The sequence below is a fragment of the Novosphingobium sp. genome (genome assembly GCF_039595395.1).
Classification (GTDB): Bacteria; Pseudomonadota; Alphaproteobacteria; order Sphingomonadales; family Sphingomonadaceae; genus Novosphingobium.
This window is the reverse complement of sequence record NZ_JBCNLP010000001.1, coordinates 4,054,602-4,079,969: the sequence shown is the minus strand read 5'-3', so window position 1 is coordinate 4,079,969 and position 25,368 is coordinate 4,054,602. Positions and strand designations below refer to the sequence as shown.

Sequence of the window (25,368 nt, the reverse complement as noted above, 5' to 3'; positions counted from 1 at the left end):
CCTGCGCCCCGCGTGAGGCTTCCCGTCAGGCGATGATGTCGGGGATCAGATAGTCCTCGATCTGGCTGATCTGGTCCTTCAGGCGCAGCTTGCGCTTTTTCAGCCGGGCGATCTGCAACTGGTCCTGGGTGCCCGCACCGCTGAGCGCATCGATGGCGGCATCCATATCGCGATGTTCGATTCGCAGCATTTCCAGACGCTTGCGCAGTTCTTCCTCGGTCATGATCGGCAGTCTCGGGCGCAAGAGGGAAAGGCAGTATCGGGCATTTATGACAACTCGTCGCAATCACCTGCGGCTCACCGCCACAGGCCTTGGCAGGATAGGCGCGATGTGGCTCTATGACAATCACGGAAGGCACATCGCCTTGCCGAGTCGGAACAGGCACCGCAGGAAAGGTGGCAGGGTCGCCGCCTCAGGAACGAAAGAAAGAGACGTCAACGAGACGTGCCGACGACCGGGCAACAGGGCGAAATCCCCTGCAGGAATGCATGCATGTGACTTGCACGGGCTGTGCCGGATGTAGCCGCTAACTGCCTCTCCAGAGGAAGCCTCTTTCCAGAGGACAAGCGGACATGAGGGTAACCGGGCTGCGTGCGGGCTGCCGATATCGGGCAGGCTCGCTTCGCGCCCTATCCAACCGATCAAGGCCGGGCCGATCAAGGGTCTGGGCCTTCGAGAAGGAGAGTAGCTCATGGAAACATCGCACTACACTGCCCTGCAAACCAAGCATGCCGGTCTGGAACGCCGTATCCATCAGGAATTGTCCCGTCCTCTCCCCGATCCCGTCACCATCCAATCCCTCAAGCGCGCGAAGCTGCGCATCAAGGATGAACTTCTGGCGCAATAGGCCGGCTTCCTCCTGCCTTTGGCAGGCGGGCGACAGGCAGCAGGTTTTACACTGACCAGCATGGTGGTGGCTTGATCGGTCATTCCATGGGGTGGTGTGGCTTTGCCTGCGCGTGACTGGCGCTGATGGCCCGCGCGTATCTGCTTGTGGCTGGCCTGCCCATGCGCGGCGCTCCGGACTGTGGCCCGGAGCGTCGTTGCGTCTTGCGGGGAGAATGTTTTCATCCCGCCGGACCCGACCTTCTTCATCGGCCATATGGATGGTTTCGATGACATCACCATGACATGCATGCGTGAAATGCATGATCGGGCGATTTGTTCTGTGCTTTTATCGGCCCGCGAAGCAATTCATGCCTGATGTCACGCTGCGCGCATTGCATTCGCCGCGTATTCGGCTAGGCCATGCGCATGACCAGCGCACCTGTCGGCCCCGTAAACTCCTCCTCCGCCGTCAGCGCGGCGCGCACCATTCTCACACGTCTGCATGAAGTGATGGCCAGCCGCCAGAATGCGCAGGCCAAACTCAACACCGTGGTCGAGGTGATCGGCGAGAGCCTGCATTCGGAAGTCTGCTCGATCTATCTGCTGCGCGAGGGCATGCTGGAGCTGTTCGCCACCCGCGGTCTGGCGCAGGAGGCGGTCCACGTCACCCGCATGGCCATCGGCGAGGGTCTGGTCGGCAGCATCGCGGCCCGCAACGAGACGCTGAACCTTGCCGAGGCTGCGGCCCACCCCGACTTCTCCTACCGCCCCGAAACGGGCGAGGACCGTTTTCACTCCTTCGCGGGCGTGCCCATCGTGCGGCGCGAGCGTTCGGTGGGCATCCTCTGCGTGCAGCATGTCGATCCGCGCCGCTATGAGGAGATCGAGATCGAGGCGCTGCAGACGGTGGCCATGGTGCTCTCCGAACTGATCGCCAATGCCGAGCTGGTCGATGAGGAGGAGGCCTTCGGCCTTTCCGCCGCGCTGACCGGCCCCGAGCAGCTTCGCGGCCTCACGCTGGTGAAGGGTTTGGCGGCGGGCGTGGCGGTCTATCACCAGCCGCGCATCACCATCGAGCATATCGTCGCCGAAGACACCGAGGCCGAGCGCCAGCGGGTCTATATGGCCTTCGACAAGATGCGCGACCAGATCGACCGCATGGCGTCGCAGGCCGAATTCGGCGGCGGTGGCGAGCATGACGAGGTTCTCGAAACCTATCGCATGTTCGCCTATGACGAAGGCTGGAGCCGCCGCATCAATGAGGCGATCGATTCCGGCCTCACCGCCGAGGCCGCGATCGAGCGCGTGCAGCAGCGCACCCGCATGCGCATGCGCCAGATCGACGATCCATTGCTGGCCGACCGCATGCATGATCTGGAGGATCTCTCCAACCGCCTGCTGCGCATCGTCTCGGGCCAACTCGGCACGGCGGCCAGCATGGGGCTGCGTCACGACGCCATTCTGATCGCCCGCAACCTGGGCCCCGCCGAGCTGCTGGAGTATGACAAGCGCCGTCTCAAGGGGGTGATCCTCGAGGAAGGCTCGCTGACGGCGCATGTCATCATCGTGGCGCGCGCCATGGGCATTCCGGTGCTGGGCCGCGTGAAGAGCCTGCGCGGTCTGGTGCGGGAAGGCGATCCGCTGCTGCTCGATGCCGATCAGGGCATCGCTTTCGTGCGCCCGACGCGCGATATGGTCATCGCCTTCGACGAGCGCCATGCCAAGACCCGCGAACGTCAGGCCGCCTATGCCGCCCTGCGCGACATGCAGCCGGTGACGGCCTGCGGCGAGCGCATCACGCTGATGGTCAATGCGGGCCTGCGTGAGGATATGCCCAATGTCTCGCTGACCGGCGCTGACGGCGTGGGCCTGTTCCGCACCGAATTCCAGTTCCTCGTTTCGGCCACCTTGCCCAGCCGGGAGCGCCAGACGCGGCTCTATCGCGATGTGATGGATACGGCGGGCGACAAGCCGGTGGTCTTCCGCACCGTGGACATCGGCGGCGACAAGAGCCTGCCCTATCTGCGCCATGACGAGGACCATAGCGAGGAAAACCCCGCGATGGGCTGGCGCGCGCTGCGCGTCGCTCTGGAGCGTGATGGGCTGCTGAAAGTGCAGGCCCGCGCGCTGCTGGAGGCTTCTGCCGGGCGCACGCTGCATGTGATGTTCCCGATGATCTCCGAACCCTGGGAGTTCGACGCGGCCAAGGCGGTGTTCGATGGCCAGCTCGCCTGGCTGCGCGGCCAGAAGAAGCAGCTTCCCGAGGCGGTGAAATTCGGCGCCATGCTCGAAGTGCCCGCGCTGGCCGAAATGCTCGATGTGCTGTGCCCCAAGCTGACCTTCCTGTCGGTGGGCACCAACGATCTGACGCAGTTCCTCTTCGCGGCGGACCGTTCGAACCCCAAGCTGGCCGAGCGTTACGACTGGCTGAGCCCCGCGATCCTGCGCTTTCTGCGCCGCGTCTCGCGCACCTGCCGCCAGCATGGCACGCTGCTGACCGTCTGCGGCGAGATGGGCGGGCGCCAGCTGGAGGCGCTGGCGCTGCTGGGTCTGGGGATCCGCCGCCTGTCGATCACGCCCGCCGCGGTGGGGCCGATCAAGAGCATGCTGCGGCAGGTCCATCTGCATGAGATCGAGGAGGAGATGAACCGCCTGCTCGATGAACCGGCACAGGATTTGCGCCAGCAGTTGCTGGTCTGGGCACAGGCGCGGGGCATCACCTTCGATTGATGTCCCCTCCGCCAGCGCATCGGGCCGGACCGGGGGCTTTCGCGCAGTGCTTCACTTCAACGATTTCCACGCTGCCAACCCGGCTTGGCGGTTGACTTTTTTACCGCTCTGGCCTTGATTCTGGCCTGGGCTTGCGGACACATCGAAAACGGGATCGCACATGGGTGCCGAAGACAAAAATGAGCAGCAGTCAGCACTGACCGCCGGGGGGCGGTTGCGTGCCGCGCGTGAGGCGGCGGGCCTCTCGCTGGAGCAGCTGGGAGAAAAGACCCGTATCCGCGCACGCCATCTCGAAGCGCTGGAGGCGGGGGATTTTGCTTCCTTGCCGGGGCGCACCTATGCGCTGGGCTTCGCGCGGACCTATGCCCGCGCGGTCGGGCTGGATGACGGCGAGATCGTGACGGCGATGCGCGCCGAATACTCCGGCGCCATGCCCGAGCCCGAGGCGCCTGCCGCGCCCGCTTTCACGCCGGGCGATCCGGCGCGCGTGCCCTCCTCGACCTTTGCCTGGGTGGCCGGTCTGCTGGCGCTGGTGGCGGCGGTGGGCGGCTATGTCTGGTGGAACAATTACTACAGCCCGGCGGCCGAGTTGCCCTCGCTGCTGCCCGCCGAGACGCCCGCGCCTGCGGCGACTGTCGCGCCCGCTGCGGCCCCGGCGCCCAAGCCGGCCCAGCCCAGCGGCGATGTGGTCTTCACCGCGCAGGGCACGGGCGTCTGGGTGCGTTTTTATGATGGCGACGGCAAGACGCTGACCGAAAAGGTGCTCAAGGACGGGGAAAGCTACACGGTTCCCGCCGACGCCCATGATCCCAAGCTGCGCACCGGCCATCCCGAGCTGCTCACCATCACCATCGGCGGCCAGAGCGTGCCCAAGCTGTCGGAGGAGATGAAGACGGTGAAGGATGTGCCCGTCACCGCCGCCGCGCTGAATGCGCGCGGCAATGCGGCGCCTGCGGCTCAGCCTTCGGCGCAGGCTTCGGGTCAGGCCTCACCGGCGCCCAGTGCGCAGCCTTCTTCGACGCCTGCCGCGACACCGGCGGCATCGCCCAGCCCGAGCGCCAGCGCTGCGGTTCACCACACCCCCCGTCCCCGCCGCCACAAGACGCGCGGCGAAACGGTGACCAGCGGCGGCGTGCTGCCCGCTGGCGTGCCGCTGGTGACCCAACCGGCTGCAACCACGGGAAATCCCTGATCTTTTCGCCGTGACTGCCCTGCGCTATCCACAGTTGCAGCAGGGCATTCCGGCGCAAAGCGGTGCATCATGCAGGGGCGCGGCTCGACAAGAGCCGCGTCCTTGATGCATCAAAGGCAAGTTTTTGAAAGTCTGGGATCGACGGGGTCGCCGGTCGCAGGCGCGTAAGGGCCACAGGGCCTGTTTGGAGCGACGGACGATGACACAGATGCGGCGGGGCAAGCTGCGCGCGGTTGCGCTGGCGGTGCTGGCTTGCGGCACATCGCTGGTGGCGGTGCCGGTGGTGCATGCTCAGGAAGGCACGGTGGATGAAATCCGCCTGCGCAAGCTGGAGGCCGAAGTGCGCGCCCTTCAGCGCCAGGTCTTCCCCGGCGGCGATCCGAAATTCTTCCCCTCCGACGGCTCGGCGCCCGCCGCGCCCACGCCCCAGCCCGGTTCGCCCGCCACCACGCCGGTCACCGATCTGCTGACGCGCATGGATGCGCTCGAAGGGCAGAACGCGCGCCTCACCGCTCAGGTCGAGGAAATGTCGAACCGCCTGCGCAAGATGGAAAGCGCGGCCCCCTCGGCGCCGGGTTCTTCCACCGTGGTCACCCCGCCCCCCTACACCGGCCCGCAGCCGGACGTGGGCGCCACGCCGCTGCCCGCCGGTCAGCCCGCTTACACGCCGCCGCCGGTGGCCAAGCCTAAGCCCGCCCCGGTGGTCGCCCCGGTGGCCAGTACGCCGACGCCGCCTGCCAAGCCGCCCGCCTCGCGCGTCGCGGCGGTGAAGGCCATCGTCAAGCCGCAGACCGACGATCCGGGCGAGGATGAATACACCTATGGCTTCAAGCTGTGGGAGGCCAAGTTCTACCCCGAGGCCGCTCAGCAGTTGAAGCTCTACATCGACAAATATCCGCGCCACAAGCGCATCAGCTACGCCAAGAACCTGCTGGGCCGCGCCTATCTGGACGACAACCAGCCGCGTGAGGCCGCCAACTGGTTCCTCCAGAACTATCAGGGCAACAAGCGCGGCGAGCGCGCCGCCGACAGCCTGCTCTACCTTGCGCAGGCGATGGTCGACCTGAAGGACAGCAGCCGCGCCTGCATCGCGCTGGGCGAGTTTTCCGACACCTACAAGACCGAGGCCGCCGGGCGTCTGCGCAGCCAGTATGACGATATCCGCAAAAGGGCGGCGTGCAACTGACGGCAGGTGCAGCCCAGGCGGAGCGCTTCGCTTCGGAGCTGACGCGGATCTGGCCGGAAAGCACGAAAGGCGGGCCCCTGCTGGGGCTCGCCGTTTCGGGCGGGCCTGACAGTCTGGCCCTGCTGCTGATCGCCCATGCCGCGCTGCCCGGCCGCGTGGCCGCCGCCACGGTGGACCACGGGTTGCGCCCCGAAAGCGCCGCCGAGGCCGCCGAGGTCGCCCGCATCTGCGCGCTGCTGGATGTGCCCCACGCCACGTTGGCTGTCAGCGTGGAGGAGGGCAATGTGCAGGCTCAGGCGCGCGACGCCCGCTATGCCGCTCTGGCCGCCTGGATGGAGCGTGAGGGCCTTTCAGCGCTGGCCACGGCTCACCATGCCGACGATCAGGCCGAGACTCTGGTGATGCGCCTCAATCGCGCCAGCGGCGTCTCGGGGCTGGCCGGGGTGCGCGAGCGCGGTCTGGTCCCCGCGACCCGCCTGCCGCTGCTGCGCCCCCTGCTGGGCTGGCGCCGCGCGGAACTGGCGGGAGTGATCGCCGCTTCGGGTTTCGAGGCCGCCGATGATCCCTCCAACCGCAACCCGGCCTATGATCGCGTGCGGGTGAGGCAGGCTTTGGCTGATGCTGCATGGATCGATGTGCCCGCATGGTCGCAGGCCGCTGCTCATCTCGCCGATGCGGACGCCGCTCTGGACTGGGCCGCAGCGCGCGAATGGGCCGAGCAGGTTGTGAAGGAGCCGATGGGGCTGGTCTATCGCCCTCAGGCGCCGCGTGCGGTGGCTTTGCGGGTGGTGGCGCGGATCGTCGAGCAGTTGGATGGACAAGCGGCGCGCGGGCAGGCCGTGGCGCGGCTGTTCGATGCTCTGGTCGCGCGGCAGCCCGCCTCGATCGGGGATCTGGTGGTGCGGCCTCTGCCCTCCGGGTGGAGTTTTATGAAGGGGCCCAAGAGAAGGGTTTAGGAAGTAGAAGATGCGAGGGGGTTACCCCCTCGCGCTCCCATGACGTCTTCCGACAAAAGGGTAGCGACGCCCGATCCTTGCGCCAAGGCTCTCCACCAGCACCACCTAAGGCGCCGCAGGTAGTTGTTTCTAAAGCCTGCGGCGCGGCAAACTTTGCCCAAGGCCGAACCCAGTGCGCTACGCAGACATTAAAGGGAGCGCGAGGGCGATGGCCCTCGCCCCTATCCTTGCTTAAACCTTCGTCTTCCCGCTGCGGGTGATAAACACCTTGTCCCCCAGCTTCGTCACCCCGAACACCTTCTGCGCGAAGTCCAGAGGCACGCCAACGCAACCATGGCTGGCGTATCCATTCTGCACATGAGTGGCGTGGATCGAGACACCATCGTTGGTCAACCGCATCATATAGGGCATCGGCGCGTCATAGAGGTTGGACATATGGTGCGCGTCTTTCTGGGTGATCGGGAAGACCCCCAGCGGCGTCGGCTTTTCCTGCGTGCCCAGCAGCACGGCGGTGGTGCCGATCTCGTAGCCGGCCCGGAACACCGAGAGCACCCGCGCGTCGAGGTCGACGGTGATGACGATCGGCCCGGCGGGGGCGCCCTGTTCGTTCCAGAACCACTGGCCGTATTTGATCGGCTCGGTGATGGGCAGGGTGCGATGGATGACCAGCGTCTCGGTCGCCGCATCGGCCTGTGCCGGGGCGGGGGACGGAGCCTTGGCTGTGCCTTCCGCCTCGAAGGCAGGCGCGAAGCTGGCGCCGGCGGAGGGCTCGGTCCTGGGCGTGCCGGGCGGCAGGGCTTCTCCCGAAGGCGCGGCAGCGGCCAGTTCCTTCGCGGTGATCGGCTTGGGCTGATGCGCGGCGGCGATGCCCTGCGGCGAGAGATGCGCCGTGCCGAGATATTGGTCCGCCTTGACCAGCCCGATGCCAGCCAGCAGCGCGGCCCCCGCCGCCACGGCGGCGATCTTCGGCAGGTGCCGGGGCTGGAGAAGGGCGGCGGTGTTGACCATGGCGTTCATGCGGGCCTTTAAAGCATGCGACCCATCAACGCTGCCTTAAAGCCTGCAAAAACGCCAGAGCCTTGGCGGCGCTGTTCCAGCCGGGGACAGGCGCGGGGGAAAGGTTTACGTTTTTGGAAGGGGAAGGAAGATGCGAGGGGGTTACCCCCTCGCGCTCCCAGAACGTCTTCCGACGAAAGATTGGTGGCATCCTGATGTTGCGCGAACTTCCCGCAGGCAAAAAAAGGCGCCGCAGGCAGGAAGCCCCGGCGCCTTTTTATCGTTTAAAGCCTGCGGCGCGGCAAACTTAGCGCAAGGCCGAACCCGAAGCACTCACGCAGACATTAATGGGAGCGCGAGGGTGTAACACCCTCGCATTCACCTTTTTACTTCTTCAAACCCTCATCACCCGTGCGCCCCGAACTCATTGGCGATGGCGGTGCCGATCCGCAGGGTCAGCTGGTGCGACCGTTCCAGCGGATCGATATAATCGCGGTGGATCGCTGTATAGCCATGCGCCGCATCGTCGGGATAGTCGGCGGGTTCGTCGACCTTGAAGTCCGACAGGCTGGGGAAGCTGGTGGGGAAGGCGCGCTTCAACTGCGCCAGCGCCTCATCCACGCGCAGGGTGAAGACCATCTCGATCACGTCATGGGGCGTGATGTCATTGGCGCGGCTGAAGGCGGGGACCATCACCACTTTCAGGAACATATGCTGGAACAGCGCGAGGCGCAGCGCCTGAAGCACGCCGATCGAGCGGCGCGTATGCTCGCGGTCCTGAGGCGAGAGGCCGCCCGGCTCCTCGGGGATCAGGCTGAGCAGGCGGTGCAGTTTCAGCGAATCGACGCGCAGGCGGGTGGCCAGACGGCGGAACACGCCGGTGCGGTCGTCGGAGGTGAGATATTCGGCCAGCGCGAGGCAGCCCTGGGCGATATGGTTCTCGTCCCCGCGATAGGGGCGGCTGGCCCAATAGGCGGAGTTGAACAGCTCGCCAAAGGCGGTGGCAGTCTTGATGCTGGCCACCGCATTGGCCGAGCGGACGAGGCGCACCATCTGGCGGCCACGGTCGCTGGAGGCCAGCAGATCGGCCATGGCCTCGTAATTGCCCTCAGCCGCCGTCCCGAAACCGGCGATGATGTTCACCGGATAGCCGAGCTGCTGCAGGATGGCATTGTGCGGGATGGCGCGGATCTGGCGCAGGCTCATGCTGCGGTCGGCCGAGACGTCGCTCTGGCGGCGGCTCTTGCGGCTGCCGGTGTCGTTGAGCAGGCCCAGACCGAAAGCCGTCACCGCGCGGGCATAGGTGCTGGAGGTCAGATGCTGCTGCTGCACGCGGCGGATCGCGCGATAGAAGTCGAGCGACAGATCGGTGCGGCGATAGAAGGGATCGGTCGGCGCGTAGGGATCGGCCTCGGCGGGGGCGAGTTCGATAAAGCGGGTGAGGGTGGCCAGCGCCAGATCGTCGGTGCCGAAGAACAGATAGCCGTCGCCGCCCTGGAAGCTGACCTCGGGCTCAAGGCGGATGCCCGCGCGCACGAAGCGGCGGCGCGCCCAGGGCGACAGCGGCCATGCGAGGCGGTCGGCCATGCTGGCGGGGTGGGCGCCGCGCCCCATGCTCTCGCCATGGGTGTTGAAGATCAGCGCCGAGACATCGCTCAGCTCATTGGCGGTCATGGCTTCGGACAGGCGGCCCTGCAGGCGCTCGATGGCGAGGCTGGCGGGGATCTGGCCCACGAAGCGGCCCGCGTCGGAAAAGCCGGTCTGGATGGCCAGACGGCCGCGCAGGCGGGCATAGGCGCGATAGGCAGGCTCGGCCAGCAGGTCGTCGATGAAGCGGCCGCCATGTTCCAGCGCGGTTTCGGTCTCGAACAGGGGCGAGACGTCAACCTTGTCTTCCACCCCGAACAGCTTGGCGAAATAGAGCGCGGCCAGCACGGTGGTGGGCTGTTCGCATTCGGCCACCAGCATGCGGATCGGGGTTTCCGAATCGATGTGCTGAAGGATCTGCGCCATGGTCAGGAACAGGCGGACGGCGGTGGAATTCTCGATCGCCAGCGCGGCGAAATTGCTGCGCAGCGGCTTCACCTCGGCCAGCAGCTCGCGCATCTTGCGCAGCGCGGCCTGGCTGGCCAGATCCAGCGTGCCATCGGGATCGATGCGGCGGCGGATCGCGTTCTGAAGCTGCGAGCTGTTCACGCGGAAGTGAATCCACGACATGCCCAGACCATCGGCGCGCATTGCGGCGGCGGCAACCAGCAGGGCCTGCGCGGTGTCGTCATCGCTGGCGGCGGCCAGCTTTTCCAGCGCGGCGATGGTCGGGGCCAGCGTGACCAGCTTTTCGGGGCCGTCGGCGGTGAGCTGGTTGGCGGCATCGTTGACGGCCGCGGGATTGGTCATGTCACCGGCAAAGAGCGCGGCCATGGCCTGGCTATGCGCCCCGGCGGCGGCCAGCTTTTCGGCGATCTCGGGCGCGATCTCTTCCAGCAGGGCGGCGTAGGAAGCGAGGCGCTCGGCCTTTTCCTCCAGCCGGTAGCGGATGCAGGTCTGCCAGCCGATGTCGGTGCGGCCATCCATGTCATAGCCGACCCAGCTGGCGAAGCGCACCGGCGTGGGGCTCAGCTTGCGCCACTGGTCGGGCCAGCGGCCGCGCGCGTTGGAGAGCAGCGTGGCGTTGATCGCATCGCGGGCCTTTTGCGCGCGGGCGATGGCGGCCATGGCATCGGCATGTTCGGAATCGAGCGTGATCGTGTCGCGCGCGGCAGGCGCGGCGCAGACCGTCTCGCTGTCGAGATCGCCCTGGCTGGCCGCCTGCGCCACCGCCTGCGCCTGAGCGCGGGCCAGCAGGAAGGTGGGGTGAGCGGTGAAGACGATATGGGCGACCGGGCGATTCCAGCGCGCGGCGAAACCGGCGAAATCGCCAGCTTCGGCCATGGCGCCGATGCGGGTCAGATTGGTGTCGCGCTCGACCGGGGAGACCAGGCGGTTCAGGCGGCGGGCGCGGACACGCAGGCCCTCGCATTCCAGCTCGGCGACCATGGTTTCGATGCGGTCGAGGGTCAGCTCGCCGCTTTCCATCTTGCGCGAGAGTTCCAGGCCAAGCTGGAAGACGGGGTTGAACAGCGGGGTTTCGGCGGTACGCTCGTGCAGTTCCTGCAAGCGGCGATCAAGGGCGGCAAATTCGCTCATCGTAAAGACTCTCCCGAACTGGCGGGTTTGCGAAGCGCCTCTTCCGGCCGGCCCTGTCCCTGTTGTGTCGGCCCGTGGGGGGCTCTGTCACTGGTCAGCCTAGCTCAAGCCCGCCCCGCTGGGGAGGGTGAAAGATGCGCGCTTCGCAAAGGCGCTGGAAGGTGTTGTCGCGCGATCCGGGGCGAGATCGCCCGCAACCCCTGAATGAAGGGCCCGCCGTGGCGGCAGGCCCCTGGCTATGGTGGTGACGGAAAGGATGGGGGTCAGGCCCTGTGAGGCTTAGGCTTTGAGAGCCGCAGCGGCGCGGGCGCCGGCAACAATCGCGGCCGTATCGACCTTGGTGCCGTCGAACACGCTCTTGGGCAGCATCCAGCTACCGCCGACGCACAGCACGGCCTCAAGCGCCAGATAGTTGGGCGCGGTGGCCAGGGTGATGCCGCCGGTGGGGCAGAAGCGCGCGCTGCCGAAAGGCGCGGCAATGGCCTTGAGGGCGGGAATGCCGCCATTGGCTTCGGCCGGGAAGAACTTGAAGCGCGACAGGCCCAGATCCATGCCCAGCATGATGTCGGCAGCGTTGGCGGTGCCGGGCAGGAAGGGGATATCGGCCTTGACGGCGGCTTCGCCCAGCGCGGGGGTCAGGCCCGGCGAGACGATGAATTCGCTGCCGGCGTCGATCGAGGCCTGCAGATCGCGCGGATTGAGCACCGTGCCCGCGCCGACGATGGCGCCGGGGACCTGCTTCATCACCTTGATGGCGTCCAGAGCGCAGGGGGTGCGCAGCGTCACCTCCAGAACTTTCAGGCCGCCTTCGACCAGCGCTTCGGCGACCGGCAGGGCATGGGCGATGTCTTCAATGACCAGCACCGGAATCACCGGGGCGGTACGCATGATGGTTTCGATCGCGATGGTCATCGGACATGTTCCTTCTGGAAGGCTGCGGCCGCGCCCAGCAGGCCCGGCTGCGGATGGGTGATGAGCTTGACCGGCAGGCCCGCCATCAGATTTTCAAAGCGCCCCTTGGCGCGGAAACGGTCGCCGAAGCCGCTGGCCACCAGCGTGTCGCAGATGCGCAGGCCAAGCCCGCCCGCGATCACCACGGCCACCGCGCCATGCACCAGCGCATAATCGCCCGCCGCGCTGCCCAGCGAGAGGCAGAAGCGGTCGACGGCGGTGGCGCAGAGCACGTTCTCGCGGCGCTTTTCGGGGTCGGTGCCCAGGGTCCAGATCGTGCGGTCGTCCAGCGGCGTGATCGGTTTGCCTTCGAGCACCGCCAGCGTCTCATAGATGTCGACGATGGCCGGGCCCGAGACGACACGCTCCACGCTGACGCGGCGGTGGCGCTGGCGCAGACGGGCCAGCAGCGCATCGTCGATGGCGTCGAGCGGGGCGAAGTCGATATGGCCGCCTTCGGTGGCCTGCACGTGATAGCTGCCGGGGCCGTCGCGCCACAGTTGCGCCACGCCAAGGCCGGTGCCGGGGCCGGGGATGCTGATCGTGCCCTTCTCGGGCAGCGGCACGTCGGGGCCCGACAGATGCGTGAAATATTCAGGACCCGCATGGGCCACCGCATGGGCCACCGCGCCGAAATCATTGACCAGCGTGACGGCATCGACGCCCAGCCGGTCATGCAACTGGCCGGGATAGATCACCCAGGGGTTGTTGGTGAATTTGATCGAATCGCTGTTGATCGGCCCGGCAATCGCCAGAGCCGCCGCGCGGGGCAGGGCGCCCCCGTTGATTTCGGCAAAATGAGCCCATGCCGATTCGAAGCTGGCATGGTCCTTGGTGTGGAGCGTTTCCACCTTGCCCAGCGTCACCTTGCCGTCATCGCCCAGATTGGCAATCGTGAAGCGTGCGTGGGTGCCGCCGATATCGACCGAAACAATGTCCATGGGGGCCTCGTCTAAAGCATCATCTCGAAGTGGGAACCGATTTTTTGCAACTGCGATGCGACGGGGATATTTTCCTGTCGCATCGCAGCATCAAGCGGTTTCCCGTGAAGGCTGTGTGACAGCCGCCTGGCGTCAGAGCCCCGCCAGCGCCAGCATCGCCGAACCGCCCTGCTCGGCGCCATCGGCGCCCAGGCGGAACATGGCGAACAGCTCACGCCCCACGCCCATGACGGGGGGCGGGGCGGCGGCGGGCTCACGCCCGCTGATGTCGGTCAGCACCTCCAGCGCGCCGGTTTCGGCGCAGAGGCGCACCCCGTCGCCGTCGCGCAGGTGGGCCAGCGGGCCGCCGGCGATGTCTGCCAGCGCTTCGGGCGTCACGTGGATGGCCGCGGGCACCTTGCCCGACGCCCCGGACATGCGCCCGTCGGTGACCAGCGCCACCTTGAAGCCACGGTCCTGCAGGACCCCGAGGAACGGCGTGAGCTTGTGCAGCTCCGGCATGCCGTTGGCCCGCGGGCCCTGGAAACGCACCACGGCGACCAGGTCGCGCTCCAGCTCGCCGGCCTTGAAGGCCGCGGCCAGGCTGGCCTGGTCGTGGAAGATCCGTACCGGCGCCTCGACCACCTGGTGTTCCGGCGCCACCGCCGAGACCTTCATCACGCCGCGACCGAGGTTGCCCTCCATCAGGCGCAAGCCGCCTTCGGCGGAGAACGGCTTGTCCAGCGGACGCAGGATGGCTTCGTCGAGACTCCGTTCCGGCCCTTCGCGCCAGACCAGCCGGCCATCCTCGAGGAACGGCTCGCGGGTGTAGCGGCGCAGGCCGGGGCCGGCGACGGTCTGTACGTCCTCGTGAAGCAGCCCGCCGTCGAGCAGTTGGCGGATCAGGAAGGACATGCCGCCGGCCGCCTGGAAGTGGTTGATGTCGGCCTGGCCGTTGGGATAGATGCGCGCCAGGGTCGGCACCACATGGGACAGCTCGGCCATGTCCTGCCAGGTCAACTGGATGCCCGCCGCCTGGGCGATCGCCAGCAGGTGCAGGGTGTGGTTGGTCGAGCCGCCGGTGGCCAGCAGCGCCACCACCGAGTTGACGATGGCCTTCTCGTCGACGATCTCCGCCATCGGGCGGTAGCTGTTGCCGCTCCTGCCGATGGCGGCCAGGCGGTGGCCGGCGGCGCGGGTCAGCTCGTCGCGCAGCGGCGTGTTCGGGTTGACGAAGGAGGCGCCGGGCAGGTGCAGGCCCATCACCTCCACCAGCAACTGGTTGGTATTGGCGGTGCCATAGAAGGTGCAGGTGCCCGGCGCATGGTAGGAGGCCATTTCCGAGGCCAGCAGCTCCTCGCGGGTGGCCTTGCCCTCGGCGAACAGCTGGCGCACCGCGGCCTTTTCCTTGTTGGAGATGCCGGTCGGCATCGGGCCGGCCGGGACGAACACGGTGGGCAGGTGGCCGAAGCGCAGCGAGCCGATCAGCAGGCCCGGCACGATCTTGTCGCAAACGCCCAGGCACAGCGCTGCCGTCGAACATGTTGTGAGACAGCGCGATGGCGGTGGACATGGCGATCACGTCGCGGCTGGCCAGCGACAGTTCCATGCCCGGCTCGCCCTGGGTCACGCCGTCGCACATGGCCGGCACGCCGCCGGCGACCTGCGCGGCGGCGCCGATCTCGCGGGCCTAGATCTTCATGGCATCGGGGTAGCGCCCGAAGGGCTGGTGCGCCGAGAGCATGTCGTTGTAGGCGGAAACGATGGCCAGATTGGGCGCCTTGGTGAAGGCCATGGTCTTCTGGTCGCCCTCGGCCCCGGCATAGGTGTGCGCCAGGTTGGAGCAGCCGAAGAAGCTGTTGCGCTCGCCATGGCGGTCGGCCTCGGCGCGGATCATGTCGAGGTAGCGCGTGCGGCCCGGCTTGGACCGTTCGATGATGCGCGCGGTGACGCGCTCGATGGTGGAGTGAAGCTGGGCCATGGTGGGTCTACTCTGCACAAGAAAGCGGGGCTCTGGCGAACCCGCGCTTGTGGATATGGAGCGGGCCGGGGCCCGGATTGTTCCTGGCGAGGGTGGGCAAGCCTTATGGCTTGCCCATACCCTTACTCATGCCACGTAACGCTGTCCTTCGCGGCGAGCGCGATGGCGGAGGTGGGGCCCCAACTGCCCGCCGGATAGGGCTGCGGGGTGATCTCATTGTCGGTCCAGCAGGCGCGGATGTTGTCCACCCAGGTCCACTGGGCTTCCACCTCGTCGCGGCGCACGAAGAGCGTCTGGTCGCCCTCGATCAGGTCGAGCAGCAGGCGCTCGTAAGCGATGCGCTTGGTGGGGCCGGCGAAAGCATCGGGCATGCGGATGTCCAGAGGCACCTCGCGCAGGCGGATGCCGCCGCGATCGAGGCCGGGCACCTTGGTCATCAGATCCAGCGTGATGTTCTCTTCGGGCTGGATGCCGATGACCAGACGGTTGGGCTTGGCCACCGCGCCGCGCTGGGCGAACATCGAATGGGGCACGGGGCGGAACTGCACGACGATCTCGGTGGTGCGCTTGGGCATGCGCTTGCCGGTGCGCAGGTAGAACGGCACGCCCGTCCAGCGCCAGTTGTCGATGATCCAGGCGCAGGGCGACGAAGGTTTCCGCGTCTCCGAAGGCTTCTGCAATTCGTCGATATAGCCCGGCACGCTGCCGCCCGCGATGGCGCCCGCCACATACTGGCCGGTGACGATATCGCCCGGCGTGACCTTGCGCAGCGAGTTGAGCACCTTGACCTTCTCGTCGCGCACATCGACGGGGTCGAAGCGGGCGGGAGGCTCCATGGCCACCAGGCAGAGCAGCTGCAGCAGATGGTTCTGCACCATGTCGCGCAGCGCGCCCGCGCCGTCGTAGTAGCCGCCGCGGCCTTCCAGGCCCACGGTTTCGGCCACGGTGATCTGCACATGGTCGATATGGGTGGCGTTCCACAGCGGCTCGAACAGGATGTTGGCGAAGCGCAGGGCCATCAGGTTCTGCACGGTTTCCTTGCCCAGGTAGTGGTCGATGCGGAAGATGCGATCCTCGGTGAAGGCGCCGGCGACGGCATCGTTCACCACCTTGGAGGAGGGCAGGTCGATCCCCAGCGGCTTTTCCAGACCGATGCGGCTGCGTTCGTTGGCCAGACCGCTGGCGACGAGGCCCGCGATGGTCGGCTCGAACAGGCTGGGCGCGGTCGAGAGGAAGATCGCCAGACCGTTCTCCACCGTGCCGACCTTTTCGGCCAGCGCGTGGAAGTGGCTGGTGTCATTCGCGTCGAGCGGCTGGTAATAGAGCCGTTCGAGGAAGCTGGGGATGGCGCCCTTGCGATGCTCGGGCAGGAATTTGTCCAGCGCCTGCGCGGCAAAGTCACGGAAGGACGTGTCGTCCATCTCGGAGCGCGCGGTGCAGACGATCTGCAGCTTGTCGGAGACCAGACGGTCGGCGTGCAGCGCGCAGAGCGAGGGCAGCAGCATCCGCTGCGACAGGTCGCCGGTGGCGCCGAACAGCAGCAGGCGGTCTGCGGTAAAGCTCATGCATAGTCCCTTTGCGAATCGTAGTCTTACAGCGGGTTGGCCCCGCATGCCGACAGGATGGCGGGCCGCCTTCTATCAGTGCGGGCCCATGCATGCCAGCATGCGGGCACGTATGCACGATGACAAGCCTGAGCGTTGAATACGAATTTTAATGCGTGAGGCGGGGCTTTTGCGCAACGCGGTAAGCTGCGGAGCGGTGGAGAATGCCGTCAGCTTGCGGGATGGCGGCGGATGGGCATCGGGATCGAGCAGATGTCGGCGCTGGTGGCGGCCACCTTGATGAAATCGTCATGCCGGTGCGCGCGCAGATCGGCATAGCGGGCGAAGCTGGCGCTTTGCGTTGAGAGATATTCGAAATGCGGCTGCTGCTCGGCAGGCAGATCGCTGGCCAGGCGTATCGAGAGGATCGGCGTGCGGTCGGCGGTGTCCTTATAGACGCCATTGCCCGGCGCGCGGGGCAGGGAGGAGAGATGCTCGATGCCCTCGATCACCCGGCCGACCACCGCGATGTTGCGATCCAGCATGCGCGGCGGCTGGCCGATCACGGCATAGAGTTCGGCGCCGCTCCCGGTGTCGGGCGAGAGATCGCGCGCAACGCCGACGGTGCCGTAGCAGTGGATGGGCCAACTGGTCCTGGCATTCGTCCCCATTGGCCAGCCCTTGCCGAAGCCGACCTGGCCTGCTCCCCCCTCGAAAAGATAAGGGTCGAAACGGAGCGATTGGCTCCACCAGTCCATCGGTTCCACGCCTGCGATGCAATTATCTTGGTCGCAAACTTTCCGGACAGATCCGTGGAGTTCATACTCCCTTTCATCCACCTTCGCCAAATCTGCGGGCAGAGGTCGGGCCTTCACTTTGTCCTCATTGTCGCCATCGCCCCATTGCGCGACCCAATTGTCCTGCACGCGATAGACCGAGAGCCCGTCCCACCAATGAGCGGCGGCCAGCTTGCGCAGATTGCCCACCCAGCCTTGCGAGAAAGGCGCGGGGATCAGTTGGATCACCACCTGCCTCGGGTGCCCCTTGGCATCGGGCGCCAGCGCCATCACCAGCAAATCCTGCGGGGCAATCGCCACCCAGTCACCGGCGGGCGCGGCCTTGACGATATCGCCCGCGCTGAGGGCCTTGGCCGCAGGTGGCGGCGCGGCGGGGGCTGCCTGACCCGGCAGCGCCGGGATCAGGGCGCCCAGCATGGCGAGGGCGGTCAGCGAAAGGCGGCGGGGCATGGTGTTGAAAGGCATGTTGTTACTCTGCCCCCGGCGTCTTTCGCAGGCAAGATCGATGAATGAACAGGAAGCGCAGAGGAAGGCTTGCGCTGCCCAAAGACAATCGCTAGGGCGGCGGACCTTACAGGTATGCGGAGCGGTGGCCGAGTGGTCGAAGGCGCTCGCCTGGAAAGTGAGTATACGCCAAAAGCGTATCGAGGGTTCGAATCCCTCCCGCTCCGCCATCTGACCGTTTCAGTCTGATTCATTCAGTCTCAAACGCCTAAAATACAAGGGTTTTGCTAAAACCCCTGTTGCAGAGGGCACCAACCCAACCCACATAATTGCCTCCTTAGTGTGGGGAAGGATGTGGGTATGGCCTTAACTCAATTGCAAGTTCGGAACGCCAAGCCCGGCAGCCATTCGGATGGGAATGGGCTGCTGTTGCGAGTCAGCGCCTCAGGAGCCAAATCTTGGATTCTTAGGGTGCAGGTTGATGGTAAGCGCAAAGATATCGGCCTTGGCTCACTGGATCACGTGTCACTTGCTGAGGCCCGAGAAAAGGCGCGCATTGAGCGTAAGGCAGCAAGAGACGGAGTTGACCTGAAGGTTGAAGCTAAAAAGCTTAAAATTGCCTCTATGACATTCAAGGAGGCGGCTGAGTCCTATTTGGATCATGCTCTGCCTTCCCTGAGCAACGTCAAACATCAGAAGCAATGGCGCTCGACCCTCAAAACTTACGCCTACCCCACACTTGGGGATTTGGTTGTGGGCAAAGTGGATGCTCCCGACATTGCCGAAGCTCTTAAGCCCATCTGGAAAACCAAATCTGAAACGGCGCGTCGGGTGCGTCAGCGTATCGCCACGATCTTGGACCATGCTCAGGCTAAGGGGTGGCGTGACCGTGAGGCACCGGAACGTGCCCTTTCGACGTTGTTGAAACCGATCAAGCAAAAGGCAAAGGGCAACTTCCCTGCGATGCCATATAAGCAGGTTCCAGCGTTTGTCTCAGCCATGAGGGCAGCGAAAACGACCGTGGGGCGTGATGCCCTTCTGTTTGCTATTTTGACAGCAGCAAGGTCGCAGGAAGTGCGGGGAGCCCGAAGGGGGGAGTTTGACCTTGAGGCTGGTGTCTGGGTTGTGGCTGCTGAGAGGATGAAAAAGCGGCGATTGCATCGGGTGCCGTTGTCTTCAGCTGCGCAGGCTATCGTGGAGGCGGCTTTCAACAGAATTGGTTCAGACGCCGATGCTCTGCTGTTTCCCGGCATGAAGGGAAAAATCATGTCGGATATGACCTTGGGCAAGGTTTTGAAGGCAAATGGTGGCGACGGGTTCACCGTTCATGGATTTCGGTCATCGTTTCGGGATTGGGCTGCTGAGGAAGGTTATTCCCGAGATTGGGCCGAGTCGGCCTTGGCGCACGTCGTGAAGGATCAAACCGAGGCCGCATACCGTCGCACGGACTTCCTTGAGCAGCGAAAACCTATGATGCAAGCGTGGGCAGACGCGTGCGAAAAATAAATTTGAAACCAGAACTGCTTTTTGCCGAATACTTGCAAAAAATTCAACGAGTAAATTACTGATTTAAAGAGGAAAAAATCATCATCTTCCTGTTTATACCCCTCTTCATACTTCTATAAGTCAATTTAGAAGACAATCTATATAAAGTGCGGGGGTGGTGGGGTTGCGGAGCCAAATTTCATAGCTCATATGGGTCCCACTCAAGTAAAAGGAGGACCAAATGACTATGATTACTACATCAAAATTTATGGCTCGCACTGGCCTGTCGAGAGCTACCATCTGGCGCTATCGCAAGAAGTTTCCGGAGTTTCCGAAGCCGGTAATCCTATCGCCTTCGACTATCCGTTGGATAGAAGAGGATGTTGACCGCTGGATTGAAGCTTTGCGGAAGGTTGCGTGACATGACTGCTGCGCGTTCTAACAAGCCTGTCGTTTCTCGGGGTGATTTGAATCAGATTATTGCTGGTTTGGAGGAGTTTAGGGGTTTCTATCAGCAATCATCGGCGTTGATCGAGCATTACGATGAGGGGTATTTTGAAAAATACAGGTCTTTGAATGTCGGAACAATCCAAGCCCTCAATGTTAGGCATTCGGATCATTTGGGTAGGGTCTTTGAGCTGGACATTGCCCCCGCCCTTGGGATCGATGGGCATTCCGCTGGCCTCGACTCTGTCATAGAGGCGATGGCGGCTTTGGGCTGGGAGTCTTCTGCAAAAATCAGTGAGATGATTGAACTGTGTGAGTTGCTTGCAAGCCCTATGCGACCTTCGTTGTCGAAGCTCGTCAAATACGAAGGCCGCTATTTGCCATCCCTGCCGGAGGGTACTCTTCTTGATGTACGTGTGAACGTCATCACGCCATCGGCAACGGACGTTCTCGAATTTATCGATGCTTGCTTGGAATTCTGGCGGGAGTGTTCCGTCGTCAGTAAATGAGCATGTTGGCGTTGATCAACCTATGATTGGCAGGGCAGGGCCCGCCTTGCTGATCGGAGGCATACCCTAATCCTTAAATGTTGCCTCTCACTTCAATACTGCCTATAGGGCATCCATCTCACGCCCTTGGGGCTGGAGGTTATCCCACATCGTTATCGGTCTGTATGAAGGTTTCCCTCAGGAGGCCTTCTGAGCGCTTGCGTGTGCCTTGGGCTACTTGGGTAGCCAAAAAGCCATTTCCCTTCTGAGAAGGGCTTAAAATTGAAATTAGAGGTATTCCTTCTGGCAGACTGACCCAGTCCGGCTGTGGGGAGGCCTGCGTCTCGAAAGGAGGTCAAGATGAGTTAGTTTTCAGCGCAATCAAGGTGTCAGGGCATTGTAATGAAAAGACGGAATTCAAATCCGGTCTACGTAATATATCTTTTCCTTTCTTTCCCTTCCCTTCTTCCTTGCCTTCTCTCCCTCCCTCTCTCTTTAAGAGGAAATATTATTATGGAAATAAGTTATGAAAGAAAAAGAAAATAAAGAAAAATTTCAAAGATATATTAATCATCTGTATCAAGAACGTGGCTTGTTTGAATTCAACAAGGGTGCTTTTTATCTCTTATTGAGGTTTATGCCAGAATCAATCCAAGCAAGATCATTGATTGATCATTTATGGACTGAAATTCAGTTAAGAAAATTAAACAAAAATAAAACAGATACTCTTTTTAAAGAGGCTTTGGGGATAATATGTTCTGAATTGCTGATAGCTCAAGCTGATAATGATGAAGGATGGGCCTATCGCTCTCGGAAGCGTGATAGCTTTACCGATGAACTGATTGGTGAAAGCTCATTCCGGAATGTCATTGGGTTTTTAGAATCATCTGAATATATAGAACAAACTGATTTTCAAAATCGGTTTGATGACAGCAAAGCTCGCCGCATCAGATTGACACCATCATTCCTGGCTCTCGCGGAAAAGCATGGGGTCAAGGGCGGTGATATATCCCACTTTCGGGAGACTGATCAGCCTTCTAAGCCGCCATTCCCAATCCTGCTTAGGGCATCCTCCACTTTCAAGGAGGGAGAAACGCCCTATCAACGCGGGGCTAAGATTAAGGGGGAGGTGATGAGGGTTCATCGAAAACACCACCTCGTTAAAGGTTATATATCTGACATTAAAGAGATAAACTCCTTTCTTTCGGCGCACAGTCTAACTTATGCTGGTGATCCTGATGAAACATCTTGTTGCGGGGGCTTTCGCCGGGTTTTCAGTTGCGGAGATACCCCAGACCATAACTACCAGAAAGGCGGGAGGCTTTATCCTTTTGACGGGGGTTATCAGGGGTTTGCAGGTAGGAAGCCCGATGATCCGACACGCAAGGAGCGGAAGAACCTCCTGATAAACAAGGAAGCCACAGCTGAAATCGACATTTCTGGCAGCCATCCAAGGATATTAATGGCGCTGCTGCATCAGTCGATAGCGGAGGATGTTGACCCTTACGGGTTTGACGCCATTCCCCGGCTGGTCATAAAAATGTGGTTCACCAAAACGATGGGTCACACCTGTTTTCACACAGGATGGATGGACAAGGATGTTGAAAAGTATGCAGAGGCCTTCCCGAGGCGCAATCTGAGGAAGGATTACCCCATTAAAAAAGTGGAAGAGGCTGTTTTGGCTCGCTTTCCTGTCCTTGCCAAATGGCCCTTCTGTCCGATCCGTTGGGGCGATCTGCAATACATCGAGTCATGTATCATCGTGAAAACCATGCTGCGGCTGGCAAGGGATCATGGGATACCGGCATATCCCGTGCATGACTCTATCATTGTGCCGGTCAGCAAGGCGAAAGTGGCGGAACAAGTGCTGAGAGAAGCCTTCAAGGAAGAGGTGGGGGTGTATCCTGCCCTTTCAGTAAAGGGGGCTTGAGCGAGCGATGCTAGGAACAGACGGCTTTCGGGCCGTCTTTCTTTTTCAAAGGGGTTATTTGACACAGTTCGTTATTTGCTCTCGCGTCTTTTTCTGCTGAATGCGCACCAATTTAATCAACCTATGATCGCCTAATTCATTTAACTCAATAGAGTTAAATGCAATTAATCCTGAAAAATTTGAAATTGATACTTTTCCTTCGCCATGGAAGACGTTTGGTGCGCCAAAGTCAGTTAGCGAATTGGCGATGCACCATTCCAGATCAAGCATGCTTTTTGTAGAATTAATTTCTTCAATCTGCCGATTCTCCCACACTTTTTTGTACGTGTCTGCCAAAGCCATATTGGAGCTTCCGGCTATAAATATCGCGGAATACAGCAAGAATGAACGCTTCTTCATATGCTAAACATCCCCAAAATGCGCTTGAGAATTCGATGCGGAAATATTCATTGTAAGTTAAATGAAATAAATCGAGTTTCTGTGCTTATTTACAATAATTAAGCAAACAATGAATTTCAGACACCCCCACCCTACACCTAATCATGTGAGGATTGAGGTTTTGATTTTTTGTTGAATTTGTATGGATTTCTCTGGCGCTTTCATTGAGTGAAATCAGACTTCGTCTTTGAAAATCAGTCTATGATTGCGAGAAAGCGCCCGTGCCACGAATCTAAGAGAGACATGGCCTGCTTAACCGTAAAGTTGTTTAGATCAGCGCCGGAATGACTTTTGTAAAAGTGTATTGTTTTCACCGGCGATGACATATTAGTGGTGTAGACCTTGAGAGAAATAGATTTTATCTTCTCTTCACTTCTCCGTGATGCTGTGACACCGCCCATGAGAAGCCCTACAGGTCCTAGAAGCAAGCCGCCTAAAGCAACGCGGCCCACTTGGCTCCCTCGGTTCACTTTCGTTACGGATAAGCCATTCTTCTCCACCTCAACGGAAACTATATCATTGTAATTAAACAATTTATGAGATTTTGAGCTTTCCATGAAGCATACCTTTTTGCCAGATGGATCTATGGCAACGGCTGCACCGCCATGTGTTCCGGAAAAGATGTGAGAAGGGTTGAACCCGTTTATCTCTCGCATCGCTTTTTCAACGGAATTAGCTTTGGCGATTTGCATGATGGCAATCGCTGAAAAGACAATAAATATCGCAATGATAGTTGTCATTTATGCCCCCATTCGTGTTGGAGGCGATGTCCCAGCCCTAAGCCGGGTGTTCGTAACCCCGTGCGTAGCCCGAGGCGCTGCTACCTTTAGCAAGCGCTTGGACATACGCAGCAGCCACCCGGCCCAGAAAACTGGACCGAGCTACGCTTCAAGAGGTTACGACGCCTCACAGCCGGGACTCACCGCACTGCAAGTTCGTCATTGCAAAATGGGGGGCGAAGGTAAAGCCTTTCGGTGAAGGCGTGTGTTCTAGATTTGATCTGTGTTGCGCTGCAAGGGCAGCTATCTGGCCACCGGGTGCAAATGGGGCCTAACTGTATGCGACAACAAAGCAGCGATAGGGCAGTCATACGTTGCCGCCACGGGTAACCTCCTGCGCAGGGGCAACGCTTGGCACAGCTCTGACACGTTGCGCAAACATATGGCAGACTGCCCCACTGATGGTGGATTGTGCCGTGCGCCACCCTCGATACACTGAGAGCATGGGTACGATGCTCCTCTACAGATCAAAGGTTCTGTTTATGCCCGCGCAAACCATCGTGTTTTCCGACGTCGAGAGATCACTTCGCAATGACCGTCACGACAGTTTTGTTAGAGAATGTGTTCGGCGGGTATTCCCTCAATTTAATGATATCGCGGAAGAAAGTAGCGCTATCTTCAAGGGCCTTTTTGAACGCAATCGAAGCGAGTTAAAAGAAGTCACCGAACAAGAGCTTTTTAAAGTTTGCCTGCTTGTGGGTTCGGAAAATTATCGTATTTTGGCGGACGTTCGTGATAGCGTCTATATGGGGGTGCTTGCGGGCACATACCATCAATGGGAAAAGGAGATAAAAGACTTCCTTTGTGTCGAGCTCAGAGCTTTTAAGAAAAATTCTTGGATCAATAACAAAATTATAAGAGCTGATTTTGATAATTTGGTATCGCTTATGGAAAGGTTTGGCTGGAATTTGTCTTCAGAGCCATTCTTCGCAAAGTTAAAAAGTTTGCATTTGGTGGTCAACGTTTACAAGCATGGCAATGGCCGCAGTGTTACCGAGCTTGCCAAGCATGCCCCGCAGTATCTTATTGATCCTTGTCCGATCTCGCCCGCAACAAGTGTCTCCAGCACACCAGACCATACTTGGCTTGCTGTCGATGAAAGCATGTTCCACGAGCTGTCCGGGACCGTTAAGGCTTTCTGGCTTGAAATGCCTGAGTTTCTCTGCGTCCCAGATTGACAATCGCGGTATGCTACCTGTGCTGCTTAGGGGTCACACGCCTGATCTTGGTAGCGCCCTCCGTAAGGGATGCCAGTTTTGCCGTCGAGCCAATGGAAGACGATCTGGGCGATGGGCATGCCCCTCCGGAAGCGGATGGGGCGCCACGAGTGGTTCACTAGCTCCAGCGTCAGGTAACCTTAACATTCCCGGCATTGAGGGGGCACGAATTTCACCCCGATAGCTGACTTAGCGGCTGGGGCTTATAACGCCCGCTTTCCCACCCGTTGAATAGCGGCCCTGCTAACCCCATACCGCTGGGCTAGAGCGCCTAGAGAAACGCCCCTCGCGCGTTCTGCCGTAATCTCCTCTTGTTGGGCTCTCGAAAGCGCCATGGGTCTTCCTAGCGCTTTGCCTTCGGCTTTCGCCCTCGCCAGCCCCGATTGGGTGCGTTCAATCAGAAGGTCACGCTCAAACTCTGCCACAGCAGATATAACAGCCATGGTCATTTTCCCGGCTGGGGAGGTAAGGTCCACGCCACCCAGCGCCAAGCAATGAACCCTCACGCCGTCTGCTGCCAGCCGCTCAACGGTTTGCCTAACATCAATGGCGTTGCGCCCCAGCCGATCCAGCTTCGTCACCACCAGCACATCGCCAGCTTCAAGCCGATCTACCAGCTTGGCAAAGCCTTTGCGCTCCATGGCAGCAACAGAGCCAGAGACGGTTTCCGCAATGATGCGTTTGGGCTCAACCGCAAACCCAGCAGACAGGATTTCCTGAACCTGATTGTCTGTGGTCTGTTCCAGCGTGGAAACCCGGCAATAGCTGAATACGCGGCTCATCGTCACAATCCTTGTATCGATTCTCTGTATCGAATTTAGGTGTGTAACGGAATATGAGTTAAGCTAGATTACGATACAGCGGTTGAGGCT

Annotated in this window: 19 protein-coding genes, 1 tRNA gene and 1 pseudogene; 10 read left to right on the top strand and 11 right to left on the bottom strand. The window is 61.6% G+C overall.

Annotation, left to right across the window (positions count from 1 at the left end):
- Positions 1-25: 25 nt before the first annotated feature.
- Entirely contained in the window at positions 26-223 is a 198-nt protein-coding gene (locus ABDW49_RS18560) for a DUF465 domain-containing protein (RefSeq protein ID WP_206237934.1), read from the bottom strand.
- 469 nt (positions 224-692) lie between these two features.
- Here ABDW49_RS18560 and ABDW49_RS18555 point away from each other — a divergent pair, with 469 nt between their 5' ends.
- From ABDW49_RS18555 to tilS, 5 genes are all read left to right on the top strand, one after another.
- Positions 693-848, top strand: a complete 156-nt coding sequence (locus ABDW49_RS18555; RefSeq protein ID WP_343613793.1) for a DUF465 domain-containing protein — start codon at positions 693-695, stop codon at positions 846-848.
- Positions 849-1,255: 407 nt separating this feature from the next.
- Positions 1,256-3,559: a phosphoenolpyruvate--protein phosphotransferase gene (gene ptsP / locus ABDW49_RS18550; RefSeq protein ID WP_343613791.1), complete on the top strand. Its 2,304-nt coding sequence runs from the start codon at positions 1,256-1,258 to the stop codon at positions 3,557-3,559.
- Between the two features lie 160 nt (positions 3,560-3,719).
- On the top strand, positions 3,720-4,751 hold the full coding sequence (locus tag ABDW49_RS18545) for a RodZ domain-containing protein (protein ID WP_343613790.1): 1,032 nt from the start codon (positions 3,720-3,722) through the stop codon (positions 4,749-4,751).
- Between the two features lie 199 nt (positions 4,752-4,950).
- Entirely contained in the window at positions 4,951-5,937 is a 987-nt protein-coding gene (locus ABDW49_RS18540) for a hypothetical protein (protein WP_343613789.1), read from the top strand.
- On the top strand, positions 5,928-6,893 hold the full coding sequence (gene tilS, locus ABDW49_RS18535) for a tRNA lysidine(34) synthetase TilS (RefSeq protein WP_343613787.1): 966 nt from the start codon (positions 5,928-5,930) through the stop codon (positions 6,891-6,893). Before ABDW49_RS18540 ends, tilS begins: the two co-directional genes overlap by 10 nt.
- Before the next feature lie 231 nt (positions 6,894-7,124).
- Here tilS and ABDW49_RS18530 read toward each other — a convergent pair whose 3' ends face one another.
- The 7 genes and pseudogenes from ABDW49_RS18530 to ABDW49_RS18500 form a co-directional block, all read right to left on the bottom strand.
- Positions 7,125-7,910: a L,D-transpeptidase family protein gene (locus tag ABDW49_RS18530; RefSeq protein ID WP_343613785.1), complete on the bottom strand. Its 786-nt coding sequence runs from the start codon at positions 7,908-7,910 to the stop codon at positions 7,125-7,127.
- 384 nt (positions 7,911-8,294) lie between these two features.
- Positions 8,295-11,075 (bottom strand): phosphoenolpyruvate carboxylase, encoded by a 2,781-nt coding sequence (locus ABDW49_RS18525; RefSeq protein ID WP_343613783.1) that lies wholly within the window; start codon positions 11,073-11,075, stop codon positions 8,295-8,297.
- 279 nt (positions 11,076-11,354) lie between these two features.
- On the bottom strand, positions 11,355-11,987 hold the full coding sequence (gene eda / locus ABDW49_RS18520; protein ID WP_343613781.1) for a bifunctional 4-hydroxy-2-oxoglutarate aldolase/2-dehydro-3-deoxy-phosphogluconate aldolase: 633 nt from the start codon (positions 11,985-11,987) through the stop codon (positions 11,355-11,357).
- Positions 11,984-12,967 (bottom strand): glucokinase, encoded by a 984-nt coding sequence (locus ABDW49_RS18515; RefSeq protein ID WP_343613779.1) that lies wholly within the window; start codon positions 12,965-12,967, stop codon positions 11,984-11,986. The genes eda and ABDW49_RS18515 overlap by 4 nt, the downstream gene beginning before the upstream one ends.
- 132 nt (positions 12,968-13,099) lie before the next feature.
- A pseudogene (gene edd / locus ABDW49_RS18510) lies at positions 13,100-14,927 on the bottom strand (phosphogluconate dehydratase).
- 122 nt (positions 14,928-15,049) lie between these two features.
- On the bottom strand, positions 15,050-16,492 hold the full coding sequence (gene zwf / locus ABDW49_RS18505; RefSeq protein ID WP_343613777.1) for a glucose-6-phosphate dehydrogenase: 1,443 nt from the start codon (positions 16,490-16,492) through the stop codon (positions 15,050-15,052).
- Between the two features lie 209 nt (positions 16,493-16,701).
- Positions 16,702-17,733: a peptidylprolyl isomerase gene (locus ABDW49_RS18500; RefSeq protein ID WP_343613775.1), complete on the bottom strand. Its 1,032-nt coding sequence runs from the start codon at positions 17,731-17,733 to the stop codon at positions 16,702-16,704.
- A gap of 118 nt (positions 17,734-17,851) precedes the next feature.
- On the opposite strand from ABDW49_RS18500, the gene ABDW49_RS18495 reads away from it, so the two are divergent.
- The 4 genes from ABDW49_RS18495 (at position 17,852) to ABDW49_RS18480 (ending at position 22,062) form a co-directional block, all read left to right on the top strand.
- Positions 17,852-17,942: transfer RNA gene (locus ABDW49_RS18495), tRNA-Ser, on the top strand.
- Positions 17,943-18,072: 130 nt separating this feature from the next.
- Positions 18,073-19,218, top strand: coding sequence for an integrase arm-type DNA-binding domain-containing protein (locus ABDW49_RS18490; RefSeq protein ID WP_343613773.1), 1,146 nt, complete (start codon positions 18,073-18,075; stop codon positions 19,216-19,218).
- A 401-nt stretch (positions 19,219-19,619) separates the two neighbouring features.
- Positions 19,620-20,153: a hypothetical protein gene (locus ABDW49_RS18485; protein WP_343613771.1), complete on the top strand. Its 534-nt coding sequence runs from the start codon at positions 19,620-19,622 to the stop codon at positions 20,151-20,153.
- Between the two features lie 505 nt (positions 20,154-20,658).
- Positions 20,659-22,062, top strand: coding sequence for a hypothetical protein (locus ABDW49_RS18480; protein WP_343613769.1), 1,404 nt, complete (start codon positions 20,659-20,661; stop codon positions 22,060-22,062).
- A gap of 54 nt (positions 22,063-22,116) precedes the next feature.
- On the opposite strand, the gene ABDW49_RS18475 is transcribed toward ABDW49_RS18480, so the two are convergent.
- Together ABDW49_RS18475 and ABDW49_RS18470 are read right to left on the bottom strand one after the other, a co-directional pair.
- On the bottom strand, positions 22,117-22,461 hold the full coding sequence (locus tag ABDW49_RS18475; RefSeq protein WP_343613767.1) for a hypothetical protein: 345 nt from the start codon (positions 22,459-22,461) through the stop codon (positions 22,117-22,119).
- 233 nt (positions 22,462-22,694) lie between these two features.
- Positions 22,695-23,240: a hypothetical protein gene (locus ABDW49_RS18470; protein WP_343613765.1), complete on the bottom strand. Its 546-nt coding sequence runs from the start codon at positions 23,238-23,240 to the stop codon at positions 22,695-22,697.
- 521 nt (positions 23,241-23,761) lie between these two features.
- Here ABDW49_RS18470 and ABDW49_RS18465 point away from each other — a divergent pair.
- A complete protein-coding gene (locus ABDW49_RS18465) occupies positions 23,762-24,457 on the top strand; it encodes a hypothetical protein (RefSeq protein WP_343613763.1) in 696 nt (231 codons plus the stop codon).
- Between the two features lie 242 nt (positions 24,458-24,699).
- On the opposite strand, the gene ABDW49_RS18460 is transcribed toward ABDW49_RS18465, so the two are convergent.
- Positions 24,700-25,278: a recombinase family protein gene (locus tag ABDW49_RS18460; protein ID WP_343613761.1), complete on the bottom strand. Its 579-nt coding sequence runs from the start codon at positions 25,276-25,278 to the stop codon at positions 24,700-24,702.
- Positions 25,279-25,368: the final 90 nt, after the last annotated feature.